The sequence below is a fragment of the Kribbella pittospori genome (assembly GCF_004331465.1).
Lineage (GTDB): Bacteria > Actinomycetota > Actinomycetes > Propionibacteriales > Kribbellaceae > Kribbella > Kribbella pittospori.
Window position 1 is genome coordinate 281,466 of the sequence record NZ_SJKB01000007.1, and the last position, 25,546, is coordinate 307,011.

Here is a 25,546-nt window from a genome sequence, read left to right on the forward strand (position 1 = left end):
ACTGAGACACGCGAGGGTTACACCCTGCCACCCCGTTCGTCGTATGGTCCTGCGGTGCGTGATCTCATCGGTACGAAGAAGGGCCGCCGCGGCCTTCGATTCGGTGGGAAGATCGCGCAGCGGCATGAAAAAGAAGTTACCTGCCACCCATGTACCGCGTTGTAACCCTGTGACCACGCTGATGGACCCGGACTGTCGGAAAGGGGGCCGGGGATGGAATCATCTCGTCGCATGGACGCACCGCGTCTGCCACTGACCCAGGAACCGGTCGCCGACACCGGTTCCTTTGGCGTGCGGCAAGCGGGTGGCGTGCTCGAACGAGCGCAGCGGATCGCGGACACCCTGCGCGAGCAGGCCGAGCACGAGAACGACGTCGTCCGCGAGGAAGCCGGCCGGATCCGGGCCCAGAGCGAGCGGCTGCGAGCCGACGCCGAGGCAGCGGCCCAGAAGCTGCGGACCGACGCGAACTCCGCCGCCCAGCGCCTGCTCAACGACGCCGATCGGGCCGCCGAACAACTGCGGAACGAGTCCGAGGCCGAGGCCGACCGGGTCCGCGCCGAGGCCGAAGCCACCGCCGAGCGACTCCGCGCCGAGTCGACCGCCGAGGCCGAGCGAGTACGCCGGGATGCCGCGGCCGCAGCGCAGAAGCTGCATGCCGAGTCGACCGATGAAGCACAGCGGGTCCGGGCCGAGGCGAATTCGATCGCGCAGCGGCTGAAGGCGGAGTCGGAGAGTGCGGCCGAACAGCTCCGGGCCGCCGTGGCAGACGAAGTGGCCAGACGCCGGGCCGAGTCCGAGGCCGCGGCCGAGCAGTTGCGGACCGAGAGCCAGGCGGCGGCCGACCGGTTGCGCGCCGAGTCGCAAGCCGCGGCGGACCGGCGGATCGCGGCGGCCGAGGCCGAGGCGGCGCGGCTCAAGGAAGAGGCCGACGAACTGCTCGAGGACGCCCGGATGGCGCGGGAGTCGGCGCAGCTGACGATCGAGCGGGCCAGTCGCGAGGCGCAGCAGTTGGTGGCCGACGCGGGCGAGCAGGCCGCGCTGGTCTCGCAGGCAGCGGTGCGCAACGAAGCCGAGGTGATCGCGCGCGCCGAGACCGAGGCGAGTGAGCTGCGAGCGTCGGTGGAGCACGCGGTCGAGGCCGCGCGGGAGAAGGCCCGGGTCGAGATCGCCGAGGCGCATGCCGAGATCGAGCGGCTGCGGGGAGAGAACCGGACCGAGCTGGAGCGGCGGACCGCCGAGCTCGAGGAGACCGAGCGCGCCAAGCTGGCCTCGATCTCGCTCGAGATCGACAAGCTGCGGGCCGAGGCGGTCGCTGAGATCGCCGAACACAAGGCCGCGGCCGAGGCCGGCAACGAGCGGCTGATGGCCGACGCCCGCGCGCAGGCCAAGCTGGTCGTCGACTCGATCGAGGCTGATCGTCGTACGGCGACGGCCGAGGCGCAGCGGATCGTCGAGGACGCCAACAAGGCGGCCGAGGCAGCGCTCGCCGAGGCCGAGCGGCAGACCATCTGGAGCAAGAAGACGGTCGACGACCTGATCGGTGCGGCCGAGTCCGAGGCCGAGTCGATCCGGGCGCAGGCCCAGGCCGAGGCGACCGAGGTACTGCGTCAGAAGCGGGCGCACATGCGCCGCGTGGTCGGTCGCACGACCAGCCGGCTGAAGCAGACCCAGGACGCCATCGCCCGCGAGAACGCCGAGCTGACGACGCTGGCCGAGACCACGTTGGCGACGGCCAACCAGCAGGCGGAGGCGACGCTGGCCAGCGCCAAGCACGAGGCGGAGAAGGTCACCGCCCAGGCGCAGAACCGGGCGGACAAGCTGAAGAGCAACGCCCAGACCGAGGCGCGCGAGATCGTCGAGCGGGCGACCCGCCGCGAGGCCGAGGCCCAGGCGAGCACCCAGGTACTGCGGGAGCGTGCCGCCAACGACCTGGCCGATGCGCAGCGCCAGTCGCACGACCTGATCCGCAAGGCCCGCGCCGAGGCGCAGCAGCTCGAGGCGCAGGCCCGCGAGCATGCCGACGACCTGCGCGCCCAGGCCCGAAAACTTCTCGCCGACGCCGAGGCGAGGGTCGCGGCACTGAACCAGCGCCGTGATGAGATCACCAAGGAGCTCACCCAGCTTTCGGGTGTGATCGAGGCACTCGCTGTACCGGGATTCCGTCCAGGTGGTGGAATGTCATCCAGCGAGGGTTCCACGGGGGAATCAGGATGAGGACGTGACAGTCAGATCCTTGTCAGTGACAATGTGTGATCCACCCACCCACCGAAGTGAGCATCAGAAGACATGAGCAGTGAAAGCCCAACCCCGTTCCGGACCGTTCTGCGTGGCTACGAGCCTGCCCAGGTGGACCAGCACATCCGTGAGCTGACCACCTCGCTGACCGCGCTGCAGCAGCAGTCCGAGCAGCTGCAGCGGCACGTCCAGGAGTTGCAGCAGCGCACGGACGCCGCGGAGTCGGCGGTCATCTCCGCCCAGGAGGACAACAAGGACCGGACGCCCACGTTCACCGAGTTCGGTGAGCGGGTGGCGAAGATCCTGTCGCTGGCCGACGACGAGGCCCGCGACCTGGTCACCCGGGCCCGCACCGACGCCGAGGCGATCGTCGCCGACGCCGAGGCGCACGCCAAGAAGGTCCGCAAGGAGGCCGAGCAGTACTCCCTGGACTGGAAGAGCGAGGTCGACGCCGAGGCTGCCCGCATCCTGGAGGAGGCGCGCACCCAGGCGGACGACATGCGTGACGAGGCCGAGCGCGATGCGACCGCGCGCCGCAGCGAGGCCCAGGCGCTGTACGAGCAGGAGCGGGCCAAGTCCGCTCAGGCCGCGGCCGCCTTCGAGACCACCCTGGCCGAGCGCCGGGGCAAGGTCGAGCAGGAGTTCGCCGCCCGGACCGCGCTGGCCGAGCAGCAGCTGGCCGCCGTCACCGACCGCGCCGCCCAGGTGCAGCGCGAAGCCGACCGCTCCCGCTCCGAAGCGGAGCGGCTGGCTCAGCAGCAGCTGGCCGACGCGAACCGGCAGGCTCAGGAGATCGTTGCCGCCGCCAAGGACAAGGCGGAGCGGATCCGGGCCGAGTCCGAGCGCGAGCTCGCCGCCGCGACCCAGCGCCGCGACAGCATCAACGCGCAGCTGACCAACGTCCGCCAGATGCTGGCGACGCTGTCCGGCAGCCCGGCGATGCCGCTCGACCTGCTGGCCGACGACGACGAACAAGCCACCACCGGCAGCAAGAAGAACTGAAACACCAGGCCGGCCCGAGAACCTCGGGCCGGCCTTTCGGTTCGAGTGACCGGTCGCTCAGTTCGGCAACCGGTAGCGAGCCCGCGGGAGCGGCTCGACCAGGCCGTCGGCCACGAGTCCGTCCAGCGCGCGCTCACGCTGAACGTCGTCGTGCCAGCAGGCGTCCAGAGCCTTCTTCGGTACGGCGCCTGACGCGGCCCGCAGGACCGCGAGCAGCCGACCCCGGACCTGCCGGTCGGTGCCTTCGTAGGTCTGCCCTCTGCGCGGCGGACCGTCGTACGGCGGGTTGCCGGCGAGGACCCAGGCGCAGCGGTCGCGGATCGGGCAGTCGCCGCACTTCGGCGTACGTGCTGTGCAGATCAGTGCGCCGAGCTCCATCGAGGCAACTGCCCAGCGGGCCGCTGTCGGCTCGTCCGCGGGCAGTGCGGTCACGGCCAACCGCTGGTCGGCCGCAGTGGGGGAGATAGTCGGCTGTGCGACGCCGGTGAGAGTCCTCGCGAGCACCCGGCGAACGTTGGTATCGACAACCGCGTGCCGCTGCCCGAACGCGAAGGACGCGATCGCAGCGGCCGTGTAGGTGCCAACACCGGGCAGAGCGAGCAGTGCGTCGTGGTCGTCCGGTACTTCGCCGCCGTGCCGCTCCACAATCGCCTGTGCCGCCGCGTGGAGCCGGAGCGCACGCCGTGGGTACCCGAGCCGGTCCCAGGCCCGCACAGCCTCGCCTGGCGGCTCTGGGGCCAGGTCCACCGGCTTAGGCCACCGCTCCAGCCAGGCGTGGTACGCCGGCAGCACCCGATTGACCGGTGTCTGCTGCAGCATGAACTCGCTGACCATCACCGCCCACGGGCCGGCGTCGGGCTGCCGCCACGGCAGCACCCGGGCGTTGGCGTCGTACCAGCGCAGCACCGGCTCGTGCAGAGCGGTAGCTGCGGCGGTGAGCGGCGAGCCTGACTGGTCCAGCACAGAGCCGATATTAGGGTGCGAGCATGAGCAGCCTGCTCCGTCCGGTCGGGCATCTGCCCGCCAGCGTGTACTGGTTCCGCCGGGGACTGGTACTCGTCGTTGTGGCGCTGCTGTTCATCCTGGTCTTCCGGCTGTTCTCCGGCGGCGGTGAGGATCCGCAGAATTCGGCCGCGTCCGGCCCGCAGCAGAACCCCAGCAGCGCCCCGCCGCCGACGCCGATCACCACACCGACGGCGACGGAGACCGACAAGCCGGCCAAGAGCACGCCACCGCCGACCCCGCGCGACACCAAGTGCGAAGGATCCGACCTCCGCGTCGACGTACTGCCCGCGACCCGCCGGATCGTCTCCGGGTCCGTGCTGAACTTCGTGGTCCGGCTCGACGCGGTCTCGGACGGGTGCAAGGCGAGTGTCGATCCCAGCCAGCTGACCGTCACGGTGATGTCGGGCAACGACCTGATCTGGACCACGACGCATTGCGCGCAAGCAATCAAGCGCACCACGCTAGTTGTTGCTGAAGGCAAGCAAGCGGCCAGTACGGTGGCGTGGAACGGCCACCGGTCCGGCCCCGGCTGCCTGCCGGGGCAGCCGGTGGCCAAGCCCGGTACCTACGTGGTCAAGGCCGTCTTCGACGGCACTCCGTCACCCGCGCAGGCCTTCCAGGTCGTTTGATCCCGGTACGTCGGCCGGCCGCGCCATGTGCGACGGCTTGGCGAACAGCAGCGCCGCGACCAGACCGATCAGCAGTACGGCGCCCGGCAGGATCAGCGACTGAGCCATCGAGTCACTGAAACCCTGCACGACCGCCTCCGGAAGCTTGCCTCCGGCAAATGCACCCTCACCACCCGCGGGCGCTCCACCCGGCATGGCCGGCAGGTTGTGCGCCAGCCGCGACTCGATCAGTACGGCGATGCCCGCGCTGCCGAGGACGGCGCCGACCTGCCGGGTCGTGTTGTAGACACCCGCGCCGGCTCCGGCCTGGTGCATCGGCAGGTTCCGCGTCGCGGTGCTTCCGATCGGCGCCCACATGAAGCCGTTCGCGACACCCAGCAGTGCGATCGGCAGCAGCAGCTCCCAGATCGGAAGGTCCGGCTCGATCACCTGGCTCAGCCAGAACATCGCCACCGAACAGCACAGCAGTCCGAAGCCTGCGATGAACCGCGGCGGCGTCCGGTCGACGAGCCGCCCGACGAACGGCGCCAGTGCACCGGAGATGACTGCCATCGGAACCAGCAGCAGCGCGGCCTTGGTCGGGCTGAGGCCGCGGACCGCCTGCGCGTACAGCATCAGCGGGAACGCCATCGCGGTGATCGCGAAGCCGACCGTGGTGATCGCGATGTTGGCCAGCGAGAAGTTGCGGTCCTTGAACAAACCCAGTGGGAGCAACGGCTCGCCGCGGTTGCGGGACTGCCAGACGACGAAAACCGCCAGCAGCACCAGCCCGGTGATGATCAGCGACCAGACCGAGATGGGTCCCTTGATCTGGCCCCAGTCGTACTTCTGGCCCTCCTGGATCCCGAACACCAGGCAGAACAGGCCGGCCGTGCTCAACGCGACGCCGATCAGGTCGAACTTGTGCGGGTGCGTCTCCAGGTTCGGCACCAGGCGCATCGCCAGCACGAAGCCGACCACCCCGACCGGCGCGTTCACGAAGAAGATCCACTGCCAGCCGAGACCGTCGACCAGGACGCCGCCGAGAATCGGGCCGACCAGGGTCGCCACGCCGGCCGTCGCGCCCCACAGGCTCATCGCCCGGCCGCGCTGGTCCGGCGGGAAGATCCGGGTGATCACGGCCATCGTCTGCGGCGTCATCATCGACGCGCCGAAGCCCTGGAAGACGCGGGCCACGATCAGCATCCCGATCGTGGTGGTGAAACCGCACCAGACCGAGGCCAGCGTGAACAGGGCCAGACCGGTCAGATAGACCTTCTTCGGCCCGACCCGGTCGCCGAGCCGCCCGGTCACCAGCAGCGGTACGGCGTACGCCAGCAGGTAGGCGCTGGTCACCCAGAGAACGTTGCCGACGTCGGTCCCGAGATCCTCCAGGATCGCCGGGGTCGCGACCGACACGATGGTCGAGTCGACCAGGATCATGAAGAAGCCGAGGACCAGCGCCCACAGCGCCGGCCACGGCCGAACCTGCGGCCTCACTGTTTCTTGCGGGGTTGCCATTCCAGGTCCTTGCTCTCGATACGTTCGATGACGGTGGCGAGCCAGTCGCGTTCCGCCGCGATCTGGCTGCGGACGTAGGCACCGCCGATCCAGTACGGCTCGTACACCTTCGCCGCCCGGGCGGCGCCGACCACTTCGTCGATATCGGCCAGCCAGCGGTCCAGGTCCTCGACGCGGCGGCGGAACCGCAGCACCGCGTCGTCGGCGTCCAGGTTGTGTGCCTCGCTCAGCACCACCGGGAAGAGCGGGTACTCGTAGACGTACTTCTCGATACCACTTTCCACCCGCCGGGTCAGCGCCTGGCTGCCCTCCGGAGTGATCTCGTATGTCGTCCGTTCGGGGCGGTTCCCGGCACGTTCGGTGCCGATCGCGCGGACGAGGTTCTGCCCGGCCAGCCGCTCGACCGTGTGGTAGAGCGAGCCGGGGCGGACCTTGACGATCCGGTCGTTGTGCCGGCTGATCAGCAGTTGGTACATCTCGTAGGCGTGCATCGGCCGCTCCTCGAGCAGCGCCAGCACCGAGATCGCCAGCGGGGTCAGGTCGGCCATCTTCCTCCACCCGGATTGTTCCACGCGAAATGTTCCATGTGGAGTATTACTCGCCGTACGCCGGAAACGCAAGCGCCCCCGGGCTCGATCACGAGCCGGGGGCGCCTGGTGGCAAGCGGGTCAGACGTAGCGTTCGAGGATGCTGGATTCGGCCAGCCGGGACAGGCCCTCGCGGACCGTGCGGGCGCGGTTCTCGCCGACGCCCTCGACCGTCTGCAGGTCGTCGATACTTGCCGCCAGCAACTTCTGCAGGTGGCCGAAGTGATCGATCAGCCGGTCGATCACGGCACCCGGCAGACGCGGCACCTTCGCCAGCAGGCGGTAGCCGCGCGGGGTGACGGCGGCGTCGAGCTGCTCGGCGCCACCCAGCTGCAGGGCCCGCGCGACCTGGCCGATGTCGAGCAGGTCTGTCGGGCTGACGGCGTCCAGCTCGAGCAGTACGTCGTCGGCCGTCTTGGGCTTGCGACCCGCGGCCGGCGGGAGGTAGTCGCGGACCACGAGCTCACGCTCGCCGGCGACCCCGGCGACCAGCTCGTTCAGCTGCAGGGTGAGCAGCCGGCCGTCGGTCCCGAGCTCGACGACGTACCCGTCGATCTCGGTGGCGATCCGGCGGACCATCTCCAGCCGCTGTGCGACCGCGGCCACATCCCGGACCGTGACCAGGTCCTCGATCTCCAGTGCGGACAGGGTGCCGGACACCTCGTCGAGGCGCAGCTTGTACCGCTCCAGGGTGGCCAGGGCCTGGTTGGCGCGGGACAGGATGGCGCCGGAGTCCTCCAGCACGTAGCGCTGGTCGTCGACGTACAGCGCGATGATGTGCATCGACTGCGACACCGAGATCACCGGGAACCCGGTCTGCCGCGCGACCCGGTCGGCGGTGCGGTGCCGGGTACCGGTCTCGTCGGTGTGGATCGACGGGTCGGGCATCAGGTGCACGGCGGCGCGGATCAGCTGGGTGGCGTCGCGGTCGAGGATGATCGCGCCGTCCATCTTGCTGAGCTCACGCAGTCCGGTCGCGGTGAACTCGACCTCGATCTCGAAGCCGCCGGTCGAGATCGAGTCGACGGTCTTGTCGTGACCCAGGACGAGCAGGGCGCCGGTACGCCCGCGCAGGATCCGTTCCAGGCCTTCGCGCAGTTCGGTACCCGGTGCCACCGCCGCGAGGGTCGCGCGCATCCGGGCGCCGGTGCTGTTCTTGTCGGAATTCGGAGCCACGAAACCTGAGTCTATGCGGTCACGCCGTCGCGTTCGCGCGGAAGTACCCGCCGACCGGTCGCTCGGCAGGTCAGGTCGGGACGGTGTTCGCCCGTGCGCGTGCAGGCGCCCGTGCATCCGGACCGTGCAGTTCCGGTTCCCCGCGTGAAACCCGACGTTGCGGGTACGGCGTCTGCCGCGTCAGGGGCAGCGGATGACCTGGCCGGCGTACGACAGACCACCGCCGAAACCGAACAGCAGTACCGGCGCGCCGGACGGGATCTCGCGCTTCTCGACCAGCTTGGACAGCGCCATCGGGATGCTCGCCGCGGACGTGTTGCCGGACTCGACGACGTCCTTCGCGACCACCGCGTTGACCGCGCCGAGCCGCTTCGCCAGCGGCTCGATGATGCGCAGGTTGGCCTGGTGCAGGACCACGCCGCCGAGGTCCTCGGGCTTGAGCCCGGCCTTCTCGCAGACCTGCTGGGCGATCTCGGGCAGCTTGGTGGTGGCCCAGCGGAAGACGCTCAGGCCTTCCTGCTGGAACGGGCCCTCGCGGCCCTCGATCCGGACCGCGTCCGACATCTCCGGCACCGAGCCCCAGACCACCGGGCCGATCTCGCGCTCGTCGCTTGCGACCACCACGGCGGCGCCGGCACCGTCGCCGATCAGCACGCAGGTCGTGCGGTCGGTCCAGTCCGTCCAGTCGCTCAGCTTCTCGACGCCGATCACCAGCGCCTTCGTCGCGTCGCCGGCCCGGATGGCCTGGTCGGTGGTCGCGAGTGCGTAGGCGAAGCCGGAGCAGGCGGTGTTCACGTCGATCGCAGCCGGGTTGCCGAGGCCGAGACGAGCCGCGACCCGGGCGGCGATGTTCGGTGACCGGTCGATCGCCGTACAGGTGGCGACCACCACGTAGTCGATCTCGTCCTTGTCGAGGCCGGCGTTGGCCACGGCCTTGTCGGCTGCCCGCCAGGCCATCTCGTCGACACTCTCGTCGGGCGCGGCGATCCGGCGTTCGCGGATGCCGACCCGGCTCTGGATCCACTCGTCACTGGTCTCGACCATGGTGGCGAGCTCGTCGTTGGTGAGCACCCGCTCCGGTTGATAGTGGCCGAGCGCGACAACTCTGGATCCGGTCATCTCGAGTGCTCCTGAGGTCATCCGGCAAGGCCGGGCGGTATCCCAGGTTCAGCACTGAACCCGGCGGGGGCGTCTCAAGACTACGTTCCGTCCATCAGCCCCGGGCAGCCCGCGTCTCATCCCTGACCCGATCTTGTGGGAAGGGACACAACCGCTCAGGTCAGGCCGGCGGCCAGCAGCGCCGAGGGCAGGTCGGGTGCGGCGAAGGTACGCAGGCCGTACTTGGCCTGGATGTCCATCGGCTTGAGGTCCTTGCCGCGGTTGGGGACGTCGGCAGGGATGATCGCCTTGGTGAAGCCGAGCCGGGCAGCCTCGGCGAGGCGCTTCTCCAGACCGCCGACGCGGCGTACCTCACCGGCCAGACCGACCTCGCCGATCGCGATCAGGCCGGGGTGGATCGGGCGGTCCATCACCGAGGACGCGACCGCGATCGCGACGGCCAGGTCGGCGACCGGTTCGGTGATCTTCACGCCGCCGACGGTGGCGACATACACCTCCTGGTCGGTCAGCTTCAGGCCGACCCGGTTGCCGAGGACGGCGAGGACCATCGCGACGCGGGACGACTCGAGGCCGGAGGTGGTCCGGCGCGGTTGTGGCGCGGCGGACGGTCCGACCAGCGCCTGGACCTCGGCCAGCAGCGGCCGGCGGCCCTCCATCATCACCGTCACGCAGGTGCCGGCGACGGGCTCGGCGTGCTCGGAGACGAACAGGCCGGTCGGATCGCTCACCTCGACGATCCCGGTGTCGACCATGTCGAAGCAGCCGACCTCATCGGACGGACCGAAACGGTTCTTGGTCGCCCGCACCATCCGGAACCCGGAGTGCCGGTCGCCGTCGAAAGCCAGCACGACGTCGACCAGATGCTCGAGCATCCGCGGACCGGCGATCGCGCCGTCCTTGGTCACGTGGCCGACGAGCACGACCGCGATGTGCCGCTCCTTGGCCAGCCGCACCAGCGCACCGGTGACCTCACGCACCTGGGTCACGCCGCCAGGAGCGCCGTCCACCTCGGGATGCGCCATCGTCTGCACCGAGTCGATCACCAGGAACGTCGGCTCGACCGCGTCCACCTGGCCGACCACCGCGGACAGGTCGGTCTCGGCCGCGAGGTACAGCTCGTCGACCAGCGCGTCGGTCCGGCCGGCTCGCAGCCGCACCTGGGCGGCCGACTCCTCACCCGACACGTAGAGCGTGCGCTGCCCGCGGCGAGCCGACTGCGCGGCGACCTCGAGCAGCAGCGTTGACTTGCCGACCCCGGGCTCGCCGGCGAGCAGGATCACGGCGCCTGGTACGACGCCGCCACCGAGAACGCGATCGAGCTCGGCGATGCCTGTCGGACGGGACTCGGCCTCGATGACGGAGACCTTCGCGATCGGCATGGCCGGCGACGACACCGGCCCGGCGCTGATCCGGGCGGCCTTGGGCGCACCGACCTCGGCGACCGTGCCCCAGGCTTGGCATTCGCCGCAGCGACCGATCCAGCGCGCCGACGTCCACCCGCACTCGGTGCACGCGAACTGCGGCTTGGCCTTCGTGTTCCCCGTCGCCTTCGCCATGCAGAACAACCTAGGCGAACCCGCCGACAAAACCTCAGCGGCTGAGCGTGAAGTGATCCCTGATCTTGTCGAGCAGCCGCCGGAACCGGCCAACCGTGACGCCGTCCCCGCCGTCGTCGTCGACCTCGGGCGGCTTCCCGTCCTCCTGCGCGGCCTCGAGGTACTTCGTCAGCAGCTCACTCTCCGATGTCCGGAGCCCGGCGCTGCGCTCGAGCAACGCCCGGGCCTGCTTCTTCCGGCCGGCCACGACCTCTGCCGATCCGAGGTGCTGCAGGCAGCGGGCGCGGCCTTCGCTCTCGTCGATCTCCGAGTAGAGGTGTTCCGCATGACGCCACATTCGCTTGGCCTCGTGCGGACTGCGTTGCATCCAGGCCGCTACCCCCATCAGCTCGGACGCGTGGGCCTGGCCGCTGATGTCACCGGCCGCGCGAGCACGTGCGACGGCGGGCCGGAGTTGGTCGAGCGCCTCTTCCGGCTCCAGTTGGTACAGGTTCACGATCGCGCGGTTGATGAGGATCGCCACCTCGGCAGCCAGGTCAGGGCCTGGCCGGTTCAGGCGCGCGTCGTCCAACCGGTCGCGCGCGTTGAGCACCGCCTCGACCCGGTCGTTGCCCGCCGGCGATTGCTCCGCACGAGCTAGGTGCAGAAGCGCCCGCTCGACCTGCCGGCGAGTCGTGAGCGCCGCCGCGGTCCGGCTGTGGGTCGCCACGTTGTCCGAGACGCCCAGCCGCGTGGTCGCACTCTCCAGATCACCCAGCAAGCGGTACGCCGTTGCTTCGCGAGCCGCCGCGAGTTCTGCGAGATCGCGGCGCCCGCAGGCCTCCGCAACGGCGGACAGGAGTTCGCTGAGCTCCAGCAACGGGAGCGGCTCGGACCGGCGCAGGTACCAGACCTCCAGCGCGTCGCAGATCCGGGCGAAGTCGTCCGCGATGCCTTCGCGTGGCTTCTCGGCCTGCAGGCGCTCGCGCAGTTGCGGCTCGTTCAGTGAGTACCACTCGGCGGCCGCTATACCGCCGGTGTCGGAGCCGAGCGCGATCATCCACTGCTCGGCCTCCTCCGCCGCCGCACGCAGCTCCGGGGCTGCGACGACTGCCACAGCCTCTTGTCGCCGTCGCTTGTACGCCGCCAGCACGGTCGGCGCGTAGTACGCCGCCCAGATGAGCAGGAAGAGGAATGTGAGCGACAGGCCGACCACACGGACCCAGCCGCCGCTGTCGAGACTCTGCGACAGCCGCTCGCCCGCAAGACCGGACAGCAGTGCTGAGGCGAGCGCGCTGATCCCGAAGAAGTCACCCCGCCTGCGGCTTTGGCGCTCCTTGTTCTCCGGCTTCGGTTGCTGGTCGCCAGAAGTCATGGCCGACTCCCTGCGGTCAGTCCACGCACCACTTTCTGCCAGAACGTCAGCATCAGTACGGCGGGCACAACTGACGCGACCACAGCGGCAGCAGCGACGGTCCCACTGGACGCGGAGAACTGCCGAGCCTCGCCCCACAACACCAGCGACAACGGCGTCGTACCCGGACCGCTGATCAGGAACCCGACGATGAAGTCGTTCCACACCAGTGCGAACTCCAGCACCGCCACCGCGATCAACGCCGGCCGATAGGTCCGCTGCACCGTCGCCAGTACGGCGCTCTGTCGCGCAGGACCCAGCAGAGCCTCAGAAACCAAAGCAGGTGGAGCAGACGCGAACGCGGACCGCAGGAGCAGCACAGCGAACGGCAGACCGGCCGCCGCATGGACCAGTGCCAACGCGATCCGCGATCCGGCCAACCCCGCTGCACCGATCGCGTCCTGCAGCGGAGCGGCGTACATCTGGACCGGGGTGACCGCGAGTACGACGAACACGGCCATGACCACGCGGCCCAGCCACTGCGGTAGACCACCCCACGCGATCAGATAGGCGGTCGGTACGGCGATTACCAGGAGAACTGCTGTGGCTGCGCCGGCAATGAGCACTGTGGACAGCAGAGCGCGGAACAGTCCGATGTTGGCGGCAGCGCTGAAGGACGAGAAGCCGAGACCGGACAGCGACCACCAACCGTGCAGACCGGCCTCACGTGGGGAGTGGAGAGCAGTGGCGACGAGCACTATGGCCGGGAAGATCCACACCAGGCTGACTGCGAAGCCGACGATCCACCCGAAGCGCCGTACCAGCTTGCTGGGTTTCGGACGGCCCAGCGTCGGGTCCGGGGTCACCACAGAGACCGGCATCGCCCACCGGCGCCGGCGCAGTCCGCGTACGCCGATCACGGCGACAGCGGCCACGATCGCGAACAGCACCACACCAAGCGCCGCCGTACGACCCGAGTCCGCACCATTCGCGTTCGCACGCCACCAGTTCAGGCCGAGCACATCCGCGGAGCCTTGCATGGAACCAGGTACGACGATCAAGACAAGGTCGAAGACCCGGACCGCCGCGATGACAAGAGTCAGCGTCACCACACCGGTGATCGGCCGGAGCAGTGGGATCTCCAGTGCGAACAGCCGTCGCCAGCCCGTGACACCCTCGGCGGCGATCGTGCGAGTGACGTCGTCCGGGATCGCGTCCAGGCCGGCGCGGAACAACGAGACGACGTACCCGAGCCAGGTCCAGCCGAAGGCGGACACCAGTACGAGCCAGAACAGGCCGGGGCCGAGCCACACCGGGCTAGTGCCGAACAGCCGCGTCCAGACCGCAGTCACGGTGCCGCGCTCCGGCGTCGGGTCGAAGATGAGCCGGAACGTCGCACCCGACACCAGCACGGACACAGCGAACGGGATCACCAGTGCGGGCTGCAGGAACGACGTCAGCCCGGGCAGCCGATAACTCAACAGGGCCAGGAAGAACCCGACCACGACCAGCGCGAACGCGACCAGTACCCAGGCCAGACTGTTGCCTACGGCACGCAATGCGCCGGGGTCACCCATCACCGCGAAGTTGCCGAACCCGAAGCCACTGCTGGTCCGGAACGCCGCCACGACCGTTACCCCGATCGGGATCAGCAGCAGGCTGCTCAGCAACAGCGCGGGGAGCCCGAGCAGGTACGGTCCGGCCGGTCGCCGCGGCTTGCCGGCCACGGGGCGGCCGCTCACCTCGCGCCCGACGATCTCCAGCGAAAGGCCGTTCGTCTGCAAGCCCATCAGCTCTCCACCTCACGCAGTTCGTTCACCGCGGCGTCAACAGCCTCCGGTACGACGGCACTGCCGCGATCGCCGATCCTGATCAGGAAATCGGTGAGCACGCGCCACAGCCCGTTGATGCCACCAACGGGTCCCAGTTGGTCGGACAGGTCGAACTGCAGCAGTCCATTCGGTGCGGTCAGTTGTTCGGCCAGTCTGGTCAGCTCGGGCGAGTAGCCCGACACCCGTCCGTCGACGAGGAAGCCGCCCTGCCTGATCCACGGGTCCACCGCGGTCGGGTCGGACAGACGACGTACCAGGTCGACTGCGTCGTCGCTGGAGGGCTTCGGCAGCACCATTACATCGCCGCCGACCACAACTGGCGCGGCGGCACCCGGCGCGAGAGCCGGGAACGTGAACACCCCGATGTCGTCCGGGTCGGCTGCGAACGAACGCACCACTGGCTCGGCGAAGTCGGACGCCAGCACCATGGCGGCTCTGCGGTGGCCGAACACCTCAACGATCGCATCCGGGAACTGCTGCACGAGGGAGCGCTTCACACCTCCGGCCAACGCGCCCGGAGCGGACCACATGGATCCCAGCAAACGAAGGGCTGCGGCGAACTCGGGTCGTCGTGACGGCCTCGGCTCCGTCGCTGTCGCCAGCCCTGCGTAGACCGCAGGCGCTATGCCCAGCAGGACGTTCTCGAGAAAGTCGGTGAGTACCCAGCCGTCACCCGCGGCCAGTGAGAGCGGCCGGACACCTGCGTCGGTCAGCGTCTTGTTCAGCATCAGCCAGTCCGACCAGAGCTGTGGTGGCTCCACACCGACCTCCCGGAACGCAGAGGGCCGGTACCAGACCGCCGACTTGTGGGCCGTCTTGAACGGGACGCCGTACGTCTTGCCGTCGTACACGAGCAGGTCTTTCCACAGCCGCGCCCGGCCGGGGGTCGCGAGCTCGTCCGGGATGGCCTGGAGGTCGTTGCGCTCATTGCGTTCACGCGGGACCAGTCCGGGCTGCGGCAGCATCACGAGGTCCGGCCGCCGGCCGGAGCGGGCCCCGAACGCAGTGGAGATGTCGTCGCCCAGCGGCACGACCTCGACCGGGTAGTCCAGCTTGCCCAGACCATCGAGTACGTCGTGGAACGCATGCAACTCCTGACCGCTCCAACTCACCGCGACCCGCACACTGCGCCGCAGTCCCAGTACGTCGTTCGAACACCCCGCGACCATGAGCGTCGCGGCGGCTCCCAGGAATGCTCTGCGGCTACTAGGCATCGCGGAAGCCCGCCGTACGGCTGGAGTCGGTGGTGATCAGCAGCACTGCGGCTCCGTACAGCTCAGGGGGTGGTTCCTCGGGTGCGTGGTGGAGCCGGAGCAATGATCCCCACGTCGGCAGACCGGCTGCGTCCTCCAGCACGATCACCCTCGGGTGTGCGCGGAGTGCGCGAGCCACACCGGCCAGCCGGCGACGTCCTGGCGTGATCTCGTGCGGATAGCGATCCAGTACGTCGTCCAATCCGCAGTCTCCTGCGGTAACAAGGCTCTCCTCCTCCGCGGCTTTGCGGGTGACGCGGTGCTTGACGATGTGGCCGTGGACGACGTTGCCGAGCACTGTCAGGTGTGGCAGCAGTCCGCCTTCAGCAGGCACCAGCCGGACCGGATCGCTGATCGTCACCACTGCACCGGCCGGTGGATCGTCTGCACCGGTCAGCACATCGACCAACCGGCGTGCTGCAGCGGCCGACGGCATCACCAGCGCTCGCTGCTCGCCTACGTCGATCTGGACCGTCTCCGGCAAGCCGGGGACCTTTTCGAGCAGCAGACCGTCCATCCGTGGCTGGCGCCTCCCCAGAAGACCCGTCGAGTGGTTCGTCAACCCTATGGGGAGTGGAGGTCCGTTCGCAGGGCCGTCCGGGTGTCGTTTCAGAAGACGTTCAGAAGGTCCGGCTCCACAGGTTGATCGCGTAGTCGACCTCGACCCCCGGATGCGACGCGATGATGCGTTCCGCGTCGGCCGGCGTGAACTCGATCCGGATCACGGCCTCGAGATCCTCCCGCCGTTGGAACCGCCAGCCCATGTCGAGTGGCGTCCGCTGCCAGCCGCGCGCGGTCCAGAACGCCTCCACGTCGGCCGCTTTGATCTTCGGGTACGACTCGGCGAACCAGCGCCCGAACGTCGACCGGCTCCCGTCGTTGTCGATCACGAACGCCGTCCCGCCGCGCCGCATCACCCGGTCCAGCTCGGCCAGTCCCGGTTCGCAGCCCGGCCCGAAGAAGTACGCCCAGCGCGCGTGCATCACGTCGATCGACGAGTCCGGCACCGGCAGCCGTTGCGCCGTACCCTGCCGGACCTCGACGTTCGGCAGGTCCTTGGTACGACGCTTGGCTGCGTCGGCCAGTGCACCATGCGGCTCGACCCCGATCACCCGGCCGGCCGTTGCGGCGAACATCGGAAGGTGGAATCCGGTCCCGCAGCCGATGTCGAGCAACGTCGCGCCGGCCCAGTCCCGGATTGCCCGCATGGCAGGCTCGATCACCCCGTCAGGATCGACGGCCCGGTTCTCGACCTCGTACACCTTCGGGTGATGCCAGATGTTGGGACTAGGGATCCCACCGTCCGCGATGCTCACATCGTCAAACCCTAGTTGCTGCCGGCATTGGTCTGGTCGTCGCGGCCAGTAGGGCGACCGGGATCAGGAGCATCCCGCAGAAGACGGCGAGCCAGTGGAAGCCGAGTACGGCGAGGATCGGGCCGGCCGCCGTACCGGCGATCGAGGCGAACGCACCCATGGTCAGGTCGGACAGGCCCTGAGCCGACGTGCGGATGTCTTCTGGCACCGAGCGGGAGAGCAGGGTGGAGCCGGCGACCAGGCAGGCGGACCAGCCGAGTCCCAGCAAGGCCAGTGCGGCCGCGGTCAGGCCGTGAGCGTTGTCGGGCGCGAGCGCGACCACTGTCATGGCTGAGGCAAGGACAGCCAGGCCGATGCCGATGGTCGGGATGCGGCCGAAGCGATCCGCCATCCACCCCATCACGGGCGAGAGAGCGTACATGCCGGCCACATGACCGCTGATGACGAAGCCGACGATCGTGAGCGATGCACCGTGGTGCCGCAGGTGCACCGACGTCATCGACATGACTCCGACCATCACTGCATGGGCGACCGCGATGGACAGCAACCCCAGCCGGGCATGGGGGATCGACATCACGGTCCGGAAGGTGGAGGCGAGTGGCTGCCGTTCGACCTTGGCTCTGGGAGTGTTCTGGTGCAGCCGGCGCAGCCCGAACCACACCGTGGCCAGACTGATCGCGAAGGCGATGACCGAGAAGATGTACGGGCCGGCGAGTGCCATGACTCCCAGCGACGTACCCACAGCGCCGCCGACACCGGTGAGGTTGGGACCGACGACCACACCGATTGTTGTGGCCCAGACGACCAGGGAGAGCGAGCGGGCGATGTGTGCTGGGTCCGCCGCGTCGGTCGCGGCGTACCGGGACTGCAGATTGGACGCGGACCCGCTGCCGAACAGACAACCGGCCAGCAGGAGCAGTGCGAGCGAGTCGATCTGGGCTGCGGCGATGCTCAGCAGTGCACCGGTCGTAGCGATCAGATAGCCGACCGTCAACGACACCCGTCGGCCGCGCGACCTGGCCAGCCCAGCCAGCGGTACGGCGAGGATCGCGGCGCCCAGAGTGGTCGACGTGGCGGCCAGTCCGGCCATCGAGGTGGAGCCTGAGATGCTCTCGGCCAGCAGCCCGGCGACCGCGAACCCACTCGCGACGGCGACTCCGCCCACGACATTGCTCACCACCAGCACCCGCAGCGTCGTTCGTTGCAGCTCGGCGGGTCTGATGTCGGCGGTCACGGGCTCACCTTCTCATCAACCTGACCGGTAAGCAGCCCCATTCAGTGTGTTCGACAGTGTTCTCACGAGGCGCTCTACGCGCACTTCAGAACGTGGACGCGCACCGATGCGCGCTTATAGGATCGTTCTGACGTAAGTCCACCCCCTGCTTTGGAGTTCCGGATGCCCGACATCGCGATCGTTCCTGCCCCGCGTGAACTCACCGTCGACGAAGGCCAGTGGGTGAGCGCGGATCCCGCCGGCGAAGCCATCCGGGACGTGGTCGAGAACCTCGGCGAGACCGAGTACCGCATCGACGTGACCGCCGATGGTGCCCGCCTGTCGGCCGGCTCCGAGGACGCGCTGCGGCACGCGGAGTCGACGTACGCGCAACTGCTGGATGCGGCCGAGCCGGCCGAGGACGGCAAGGTCGCGGTGCCGGCGGTGCGGATCGCCGACGCGCCGCAGTTCGCGTGGCGCGGCATGATGCTGGACGTCGCCCGGCACTTCATGCCGAAGGAATTCGTGCTCAAGGTGCTCGACGTACTCGCCCTGCACCGGCTGAACACGCTGCACTTCCACCTGACCGACGACCAGGGCTGGCGGGTCGAGATCGAGGCCTACCCACGGCTGACCGAGATCGGCGCATGGCGGGACGAGACCATGGTCGGCAAGATGTCGCGCGGCCAGCAGGACTTCGAGTACGACGGGCAGCGGCACGGCGGCTTCTACACCAAGGACGATCTGCGCGAGATCGTCGCGTACGCCGCCGAGCGGGGCATCACCGTGGTCCCGGAGATCGACCTGCCGGGCCACATGCAGGCCGCGATCGCGGCGTACCCGGAGCTCGGCAACAACCCGGACACCCAACTGACGGTGCGGCAGTACTGGGGCATCAGCGACGACGTACTGAACGTGAACGACGCGACCGTCGAGTTCGTCCGGACCGTGCTGCGCGAGGTGCTGGACATCTTCCCGAGCCCGTACATCCACCTCGGCGGTGACGAGTGCCCGTCGGTGCAGTGGGCCGTCTCGGAGGAGGCGCAGAAGCGGCAGGCCGAGCTCGGGCTGACCGAGCCGGGGCAGCTGCAAGGCTGGTTCACCGAGCAGGTCGCGTCGGTGCTGGCCGAGGAGGGCCGCAGGCTGGTCGGCTGGGACGAGATGGTCGAGACCGACTGCCCGAAGGACGCGGTCATCATGGCGTGGCGGAGCGCGCAGCGCGGTGAGATCGCGGTGAAGGCCGGCCACCAGACCGTGATGGCGCCGTGCGAGTCGGTGTACTTCGACTACTACCAGGGTGACCCGGCGACCGAGCCGCTCGCGATCGGCAACTTCATCCCGCTGGAGAAGGTCTACGACTTCGAGGTGATCCCGGCCTCGCTCACCGAGGAGGAGGCGGCCCTGATCGTCGGCACCCAGTGCCAGATCTGGACCGAGTACATGCCGGACGAGCAGCAGGTCGGCTACATGCTCCTCCCGCGCCTGTCCGCCTTCGCCGAACGCGCCTGGGGCTCCCCGCGCACGTCGTACGACGAGTTCCTCACCCGCCTCCGCCCGCACCTCGCCCGCATCGAGCGCATCGGCGTGAACTACCGTCCCCTCGACTAGCTTTTGCTTCTGCTTCAGTTGCTGAGGGGAGAACAAAATCTCCGTAAGCGCTGTGGGCAGGGGTAGACGGACTGGGCCCCGATGGCGACGATGAGGCGTCGGGGATCCCAGGTCGGGAGCGGGAGGGACCATGACCGCGGTGGGACCGCTGGACGCGATGTTCCTGCTCGGTGAGAGCCGTGAGCAGCCCATGCACGTCGGCGGGTTGATGGTGTTCGAGCTGCCGGAGGGCGCCGGACGGGACCACGTGTTCCCGGAAGGTTCCCGGGACTACCTGTCGCAGCTGTACCACGACATGGTCGCGGCGCCGGCGGTCAATCCGTTGTTCGCCCGGCGGGTGCGGAACCGGGCACTCGACCTCGGCTACTGGTCCTGGGAGCACGACGACGACATCGATCTCGAGTACCACGTGCGGCTGTCCGGACTGGCGCGTCCGGGGCGATTCCGGGAACTGTTCGAGTTGACCAGTCGCCTGCACGGGACATTGCTGGACCGGCATAGGCCGCTGTGGGAGATGCACCTGATCGAGGGCGTCGAGGGCCGGCGCTTCGCCCTCTACAGCAAGATCCACCACTCGCTGCTCGACGGCGTCACCGCTCTCCGCTGGATGCAGGACACTCTCACCACCGACCCGGACACAACGGATATGCCCGCGCCTTTCGCGTTGCCGGCCTCTCCCGAATCGGTTGTGGAAAGTACTGTCGGCCGGATGCCGACTGCTGCCGAATTGTTTGCAGCGATCGGGCGGGCGCCGGGTGGTGCTGCTCATGTTAGGCGGGTGCTGGCTGACCTTGCTGGTCTTACGCCGGTTGGATTGAAGAGTTTGTTGCGGACTCTGCAGGCCGAGCATTCGTCCGTTGCATTTCAGGCGCCGCGGACGATCTTGAATCAGCCGATCACCGGAGCACGACGCTTCGCGGCGCAGTCGTGGCCGATCGAACGCCTGGAGAAAGTCCGCGCAATCACCGGGGCGACGCTGAACGACGTTCTGCTCGCCCTGTGTTCAGGGGCCTTGCGCAACTATCTGCTCGAGCTGAACGCCCTGCCGGACAAGGCGTTGACCGCGATGGTCCCGGTCTCCCTGCGCGGCGACGCCGACGCACCTGGCGGCGGCAACGCGCTGAGCACGATGATCGCCGACCTCGCCACCGACGAGGCGGACCCCGAGCAGCGGATCCGCCGCATCATGGCTTCGACCACGTATGCCAAAGGGGTGCTGTCCGGGCTCAGTCCGTTGCAGCGACTGCTGGTCGGCGCTCTCGGCTTCGGCGTCGCCGGTCCCGCGGCGGTTCTTCCCGGTGTGGCCGGCCGTACGACGCCGCCGTACAACGTGGTCATCTCGAACGTGCCCGGCCCGGCCGAGAGTCCGCTGTACTGGAACCGGTCGCGCCTGCTCGGGATGTATCCGGCCAGCATCGTGCTCAACGGCCAGGCGCTGAACATCAGCGTCACCAGCTACGACCATCAGTTGCACTTCGGTCTGATCGGCTGCCGGCGTACGGTCCCGCATCTGCAACGGCTGCTGGCGCAGCTCGAGGTCTCACTCGTCGACCTCGAGAACATCCACTAGATGTACTCGATCATGAGGTTGGTGAGTGCGGCACGTCCGCCGTGCCGCGACCATCGCCTGCTACCAACGCGGCGGCTGATCGGCCAGCCTCCGACTGGGTGCTGACGCGACTTTGGGCACGGGTCGGTCACGCGGGACGGGATTTGGTGGTTGATCGGTGCACAGAGTCGGCGGTGAACAGCGGGCGACTAGAGCAAAGCGTCCATTTGGCTGACGCCCTGTTCCAGTCCGGTGTCCATGCCCATCTGGATCAGTTGGTCCATCTGTTCGCGGGTGCCGAACTCCGCCCGCAGTTCCATCCGGGTGCCGCCGTTGTACGCGCCGAGGTGCAGGTGCGTGGTGGTCGCCGGCATCCCGGCGGCCGGGTTGCCCTCGGAGTCAGCGAACGAGTCGACGAACTCCATCGCCTCGGGCGGGTCGACGGCAACAATCTGCCAACGGCCGTGGAACTTCTCGCCCTCCGGGCTGGTCATGTAGTAGAACACCTCGCCACCCGGCGTCAGGTCGTGCTCGATCACCGTCGCCGGGTACGTCGGCGGGCCCCACCACCGCTCGAGTTTCCGCGGGTCCGCCCACAGTTCCCACACCTGCTCCACACTCGCGGCGAAGTCCGCGATCAGGGTCAGGGTCAGTGCGTCGAAGTCCTTGTCAACGCTCGTGACACTCATTTCTTGTCCCTTCGCTCCGGTGTGCTCTCGGTCAGCAGGTCCGTCATCCGATCCACGCGACCACGCCAGATCACCTCGAGCTGGTCGAGTGCGTCCCGGGCCCGCCGTACGGCGTCCAGGTCACTGCGCACCAGTTGCTCGCGCCCCCTGCGTTCCTTGGTCACCAGCCCGGCCCGCTCCAGCACCGCGACGTGCTTCTGCACCGCCGCAAAACTCATCGGATACGCCTCGGCCAACCGCGACACCGACGCCTCGTCCACCAGGCACCGCCGCACGATGTCCCGCCGCGTCGAATCCGCCAACGCCGCCAGCAACCCGTCGACGACACCATTATCTACAACCATTTGGTTGTACGTTAGCCCGACGGTTCACCCCGGTCAACCGCCGAGCAGCCGATCTGGCGCGCGCCACTCGTCTGCCTTGGATCAGTCACATCGTCAGTCCCGGTCCCGCGCCGGTCGCGCAGAGCCGGGCACGTCTGTGGTGCGAGGATCGTGACGTGCCCTCGGATCCCGCACTCGACCAACCCCTCGCTCGTCCGGACCTGCTGACCTGGTTGGCCGACGAGATCCCCCACCCAACCAGCGACGACTGTGTCCGGGTAGGCATCGACGGTGTCGACGGCTCAGGCAAAACAACCTTCGCCAACGAACTGGCCGCGGCCCTACGAACTGCCGCCCGGCCCGTCGTACGCGTCTCGGTAGACGACTTCCACAACGTCCGAGCCATCAGATATCGCCGCGGCCGAACATCTCCCGAGGGCTTCTGGCAAGACGCGTTCAACTACGACCGCCTTCACACCGACGTCCTCGACCCACTGGGCCCAGGCGGCTCCCGCCACTACCGCCCAGCCGCCCACGACCTGTCCACCGACCAGATCCTCGATCTGCCCTACCAGGTAGCCCCACCCGGCGCAGTCCTAGTCGTCGACGGCCTCTTCCTCCACCGCAACGAACTCAAGAACGCCTGGGACCTCTCCATCTTCCTAGACGTCCCCTTCAACATCACCATCCAACGAATGTCCCACCGAGACGGCACAAACCCCGACCCCAACCACCCCACCGTCCGCCGCTACGTGGACGCCCAACACCTCTACTTCAAAACCTGCAACCCCCACCAGAAAGCAGACATCCTCATAGACAACACCAGTCTCAACACCCCCCGCCCCCTCCGAATCCACTAGTCCCGCCACCGCCACTCCACCAAGCACCCACCCCGGCAAGCCGCCCACACCCCAGGCATACAGCACCCGGTACGCCGCCCTGCACGCCCGTAAGCAGCCGCCCGGCACTCCAGTAAGCGGCCAGCCTGCACGCCGCCCAGCGGACTCCGCAGACAGTCGGAGCGACGGATCAGCCAGCCCGCGGACAGCTGCCCGCCGCCCGCCGGGGCGGTAGCCCCGCACACCGCGGCGGTAGCCGCGAGACCCGGCGGTAGCCAGCATGTGCGGGCGGTCAGCCCGTCGGGAAGGTCGGGCGGGCGGGAGCGCACGGAGCCGGTGCGACGGAGGAGCGCCTGCGTAGCACGCTGGGGACAGAAACTACAGCCGGACGACCCCGTTGGGGGTTTGGAAGACGGCGGCTACCAGGCCGGGTTGGCCGTTGGGGCCCACCCAGGCGACGTCGAGGTCGTCGAGGAGGTGGTCGGCGGGGTGGCCGATCCAGTCGGTGACGCGGTGGGGGTCGCCCGCGATCTCGAGCGCGGTCAGCCGAATGCCCTTGCCGCCGACGGACGGGTGCTCGGTGAGGTCGTCCCAGTGGACGAAGAACGGCAGTTGCGGGTCGGCGATCAGGCCCTTCACGCCGATCTGCCGCCAAGTCAGGTTCACCCCGTCAGGCCGGTGCCGGTTGCCAGGTGCGGCCTCGCGGCCGAGGCGCTTCTCCATCCGCTCCATGTCGCGAACCGCAACCACCCAGCCGAGCCAGCCGCCGCCCAGCTCCTTGCGGGCGCGCACCGCCTGGCCGAACGGCGCCTTGTCCGACGCCGGGTGATCGAGTACGTCGACGACCTCGATGTACCGATCGTTTTCCAACGGCAGGATGTGGTTGACCGTGCCGAAGCGCGGGTGCACACCACCGTCCACGAACTCCGCCCCCAGTAGCGCGGACAACCGCTCGAGCGTGGCCTTGCAGCCGTCAGGGCCGCACGCGTACGACAGATGATCCAGACGCATGCCAGTCATTGTGTCCCCACCCACCGACACTCGTGGCCCCCGGGGTGTGTCGGGGCCACGTTCTAAGCTCTCCACCATGCGTACGGTCGTCATCGGAGGAACTGGCCACATCGGCACCTACCTGGTCCCGGAGCTCGTGCGGCTCGGGCATCAGGTGACCGTGCTCAGTCGCGGCGAACGGTCGCCGTACCAGAGTGATGGCGCCTGGAAACAGGTCGAGCTGGTCCAGGTCGATCGCGCCGCGGAAGATGCCGCAGGCACCTTCGGTGAGCGGGTGGCCGGGCTCGAGCCGGACATCGTGATCGACCTGATCTGCTTCACCGAGGACAGTGCGAAGCAGCTCGTCGAGGCAGTGCACGGGAAGATCCAGCACCTGCTGCACTGCGGCACGATCTGGGTGCACGGGCCGAGCATGACCGTGCCAACCAGGGAGGACACGCCGCGCCGGCCGTTCGGTGACTACGGCATCCAGAAGGCGGCGATCGAGCGCTACCTGCTCGACCAGTCCCGCCGCAACGGTCTGCCGACCACGGTCATCCACCCCGGCCACATCTGCGGCCCCGGCTGGACTCCGATCACCCCGGCCGCCACCTTCAACCTCGAGGTGTACGAGAAGCTCGCCCACGGCGACGACCTGCTGCTGCCGAACCTCGGCCTGGAGACGATCAACCCGGTGCACGCCAACGACGTGGCCGGCATCTTCCTGGCCGCGATCGCCAGCCGTTCGACCGCGATCGGCGAGAGCTTCCACGTGGTCGCGAGCGATGCGGTGACGCTGCGCGGCTACGCGCACGCGGTCGCCGACTGGTTCGGCCAGGAGGCCCGGCTCGGCTTCCTGCCGATCGGCGAACTGCGCGAGCAGCTGTCGGAGCGGGACGCGGGAGCCATGTGGGACCACGTCGCGCACAGCCCGAACTGCTCGATGGACAAAGCCGCCAGACTGCTCGGTTTCCGACCGCGCTACTCCGCGATCGAGGCTGCCCTGTCAGGCATCGAGTGGCTCGTCGACAACGGCAAGGTCACTTAGACGCTGGGTGAGGCAGCAACGGCCGGGCCGCCTCCAGGTGCTGCCGGCACAGATCCGCGAGTACGTCGTACGCCTTGTGACCCATCAGAGTCTGGAGCTCGACCCGGCTGGACTCGAAGACCGCCTCGACGGCGATGTGCGCCTCGGTGTTGCCGGTGCAGTACCAGTCCAGGTCGTGTCCGCCCGGTCCCCAGCCACGCCGGTCGTACTCGCCGATGCCGACCTCGGTGTACGTCGTACCGTCCGGGCGCTCCACCTCGCGGAAGGTCCGGCGGATCGGCAACTGCCAGCAGACGTCCGGTTTGGTCTCGACGAAGTGCACGCCCTTCTTCAGCGCCAGGCTGTGCAGCGCGCAACCGCCGCCACCGGCGAAGCCCGGCCGGTTCAGGAAGATGCAGGCACCCTCCCAGACGCGGGTCTTGCGGTCGCCGTCGTCGTCGGTCTCGACCCAGCCGTTCTTCCGGCCCTCCTTGCGGAACTGCCAGTCGTCCTTGGTCAGCTCCTTGACGTACTGCTTGACCCGCTTCTCGTCGTCATCGTCGGAGAAGTGTGCGCCGAGGGTGCAGCAGCCGTCGTTCGGCCGGCCCTTGTAGATGCCGCGGCAGCCACCCCCGAAGATGCAGGTCCAGTTGGAGGTCAGCCAGGTCAGATCGCAACGGAACACCTGGTCAGGATCGTCGGGGTCGATGAACTCGACCCAGGCACGGGGGAAATCGAGAGAAACCTCAGGCACCTGGAAAGCGT

Annotated in this window: 23 protein-coding genes; 7 read left to right on the top strand and 16 right to left on the bottom strand. The window is 68.7% G+C overall.

Annotation, left to right across the window (positions count from 1 at the left end; genetic code table 11):
- Positions 1-231 precede the first annotated feature (231 nt).
- The gene (locus tag E0H73_RS23435; protein ID WP_131360042.1) at positions 232-2,214 is read left to right on the top strand and encodes a coiled-coil domain-containing protein; all 1,983 of its coding nucleotides are present in this window, start codon (positions 232-234) and stop codon (positions 2,212-2,214) included.
- A 72-nt stretch (positions 2,215-2,286) separates the two neighbouring features.
- Positions 2,287-3,237 (top strand): DivIVA domain-containing protein, encoded by a 951-nt coding sequence (locus tag E0H73_RS23440; RefSeq protein WP_131360044.1) that lies wholly within the window; start codon positions 2,287-2,289, stop codon positions 3,235-3,237.
- A 57-nt stretch (positions 3,238-3,294) separates the two neighbouring features.
- Here E0H73_RS23440 and E0H73_RS23445 read toward each other — a convergent pair whose 3' ends face one another.
- Complete coding sequence (locus E0H73_RS23445) at positions 3,295-4,200, bottom strand: HhH-GPD family protein (RefSeq protein ID WP_272949147.1); 906 nt, start codon at positions 4,198-4,200, stop codon at positions 3,295-3,297.
- 23 nt (positions 4,201-4,223) lie between these two features.
- Between E0H73_RS23445 and E0H73_RS23450 the strand changes: the two genes are divergently transcribed.
- Positions 4,224-4,871 carry a hypothetical protein gene (locus E0H73_RS23450; RefSeq protein WP_131360049.1) on the top strand — a complete coding sequence of 216 codons (648 nt, stop codon included), beginning with the start codon at positions 4,224-4,226 and terminating at the stop codon, positions 4,869-4,871.
- Here the strand turns inward: E0H73_RS23450 and E0H73_RS23455 are convergent.
- From E0H73_RS23455 to E0H73_RS23505, 11 genes are all read right to left on the bottom strand, one after another.
- The gene (locus E0H73_RS23455; RefSeq protein ID WP_131360051.1) at positions 4,842-6,371 is read right to left on the bottom strand and encodes a DHA2 family efflux MFS transporter permease subunit; all 1,530 of its coding nucleotides are present in this window, start codon (positions 6,369-6,371) and stop codon (positions 4,842-4,844) included. The genes E0H73_RS23450 and E0H73_RS23455 overlap by 30 nt on opposite strands.
- Complete coding sequence (locus tag E0H73_RS23460) at positions 6,347-6,919, bottom strand: PadR family transcriptional regulator (RefSeq protein WP_131360053.1); 573 nt, start codon at positions 6,917-6,919, stop codon at positions 6,347-6,349. The genes E0H73_RS23455 and E0H73_RS23460 overlap by 25 nt, the downstream gene beginning before the upstream one ends.
- A 120-nt stretch (positions 6,920-7,039) precedes the next feature.
- Positions 7,040-8,095, bottom strand: a complete 1,056-nt coding sequence (gene disA / locus E0H73_RS23465; protein ID WP_131360443.1) for a DNA integrity scanning diadenylate cyclase DisA — start codon at positions 8,093-8,095, stop codon at positions 7,040-7,042.
- 219 nt (positions 8,096-8,314) lie between these two features.
- Positions 8,315-9,253 carry a beta-ketoacyl-ACP synthase III gene (locus E0H73_RS23470; RefSeq protein ID WP_131360055.1) on the bottom strand — a complete coding sequence of 313 codons (939 nt, stop codon included), beginning with the start codon at positions 9,251-9,253 and terminating at the stop codon, positions 8,315-8,317.
- A gap of 155 nt (positions 9,254-9,408) precedes the next feature.
- On the bottom strand, positions 9,409-10,809 hold the full coding sequence (radA, locus tag E0H73_RS23475; protein ID WP_131360057.1) for a DNA repair protein RadA: 1,401 nt from the start codon (positions 10,807-10,809) through the stop codon (positions 9,409-9,411).
- A 34-nt stretch (positions 10,810-10,843) separates the two neighbouring features.
- Entirely contained in the window at positions 10,844-12,163 is a 1,320-nt protein-coding gene (locus tag E0H73_RS23480) for a hypothetical protein (protein WP_131360059.1), read from the bottom strand.
- A complete protein-coding gene (locus E0H73_RS23485) occupies positions 12,160-13,932 on the bottom strand; it encodes an ABC transporter permease subunit (RefSeq protein WP_131360061.1) in 1,773 nt (590 codons plus the stop codon). Before E0H73_RS23485 ends, E0H73_RS23480 begins: the two co-directional genes overlap by 4 nt.
- A complete protein-coding gene (locus E0H73_RS23490) occupies positions 13,932-15,188 on the bottom strand; it encodes an ABC transporter substrate-binding protein (protein ID WP_131360063.1) in 1,257 nt (418 codons plus the stop codon). Before E0H73_RS23490 ends, E0H73_RS23485 begins: the two co-directional genes overlap by 1 nt.
- A complete protein-coding gene (locus tag E0H73_RS23495) occupies positions 15,181-15,744 on the bottom strand; it encodes a P-loop NTPase family protein (RefSeq protein WP_131360065.1) in 564 nt (187 codons plus the stop codon). The genes E0H73_RS23490 and E0H73_RS23495 overlap by 8 nt, the downstream gene beginning before the upstream one ends.
- A gap of 103 nt (positions 15,745-15,847) precedes the next feature.
- Complete coding sequence (locus E0H73_RS23500) at positions 15,848-16,543, bottom strand: class I SAM-dependent methyltransferase (protein ID WP_131360067.1); 696 nt, start codon at positions 16,541-16,543, stop codon at positions 15,848-15,850.
- A 4-nt stretch (positions 16,544-16,547) separates the two neighbouring features.
- Positions 16,548-17,777 (bottom strand): MFS transporter, encoded by a 1,230-nt coding sequence (locus E0H73_RS23505; protein ID WP_131360069.1) that lies wholly within the window; start codon positions 17,775-17,777, stop codon positions 16,548-16,550.
- A gap of 162 nt (positions 17,778-17,939) precedes the next feature.
- Here E0H73_RS23505 and E0H73_RS23510 point away from each other — a divergent pair, with 162 nt between their 5' ends.
- Together E0H73_RS23510 and E0H73_RS23515 are read left to right on the top strand one after the other, a co-directional pair.
- Entirely contained in the window at positions 17,940-19,364 is a 1,425-nt protein-coding gene (locus E0H73_RS23510; RefSeq protein WP_131360071.1) for a beta-N-acetylhexosaminidase, read from the top strand.
- A 130-nt stretch (positions 19,365-19,494) separates the two neighbouring features.
- Positions 19,495-20,934 (top strand): WS/DGAT/MGAT family O-acyltransferase, encoded by a 1,440-nt coding sequence (locus E0H73_RS23515; protein WP_131360073.1) that lies wholly within the window; start codon positions 19,495-19,497, stop codon positions 20,932-20,934.
- Between the two features lie 188 nt (positions 20,935-21,122).
- Here the strand turns inward: E0H73_RS23515 and E0H73_RS23520 are convergent, their stop codons facing one another.
- Positions 21,123-21,602 (bottom strand): SRPBCC family protein, encoded by a 480-nt coding sequence (locus E0H73_RS23520; protein WP_131360075.1) that lies wholly within the window; start codon positions 21,600-21,602, stop codon positions 21,123-21,125.
- Positions 21,599-21,946, bottom strand: coding sequence for an ArsR/SmtB family transcription factor (locus tag E0H73_RS23525; protein ID WP_131360077.1), 348 nt, complete (start codon positions 21,944-21,946; stop codon positions 21,599-21,601). The genes E0H73_RS23520 and E0H73_RS23525 overlap by 4 nt, the downstream gene beginning before the upstream one ends.
- Before the next feature lie 212 nt (positions 21,947-22,158).
- On the opposite strand from E0H73_RS23525, the gene E0H73_RS23530 reads away from it, so the two are divergent.
- Positions 22,159-22,785, top strand: coding sequence for an AAA family ATPase (locus tag E0H73_RS23530; RefSeq protein WP_238164185.1), 627 nt, complete (start codon positions 22,159-22,161; stop codon positions 22,783-22,785).
- Between the two features lie 357 nt (positions 22,786-23,142).
- Here E0H73_RS23530 and E0H73_RS23535 read toward each other — a convergent pair whose 3' ends face one another.
- Positions 23,143-23,775, bottom strand: a complete 633-nt coding sequence (locus tag E0H73_RS23535) for a VOC family protein (protein ID WP_131360079.1) — start codon at positions 23,773-23,775, stop codon at positions 23,143-23,145.
- Between the two features lie 76 nt (positions 23,776-23,851).
- Between E0H73_RS23535 and E0H73_RS23540 the strand changes: the two genes are divergently transcribed.
- Positions 23,852-24,802, top strand: coding sequence for an NAD-dependent epimerase/dehydratase family protein (locus E0H73_RS23540; protein ID WP_131360081.1), 951 nt, complete (start codon positions 23,852-23,854; stop codon positions 24,800-24,802).
- On the opposite strand, the gene E0H73_RS23545 is transcribed toward E0H73_RS23540, so the two are convergent.
- The gene (locus tag E0H73_RS23545) at positions 24,795-25,535 is read right to left on the bottom strand and encodes a DUF3109 family protein (RefSeq protein WP_131360083.1); all 741 of its coding nucleotides are present in this window, start codon (positions 25,533-25,535) and stop codon (positions 24,795-24,797) included. The genes E0H73_RS23540 and E0H73_RS23545 overlap by 8 nt on opposite strands.
- Positions 25,536-25,546: the final 11 nt, after the last annotated feature.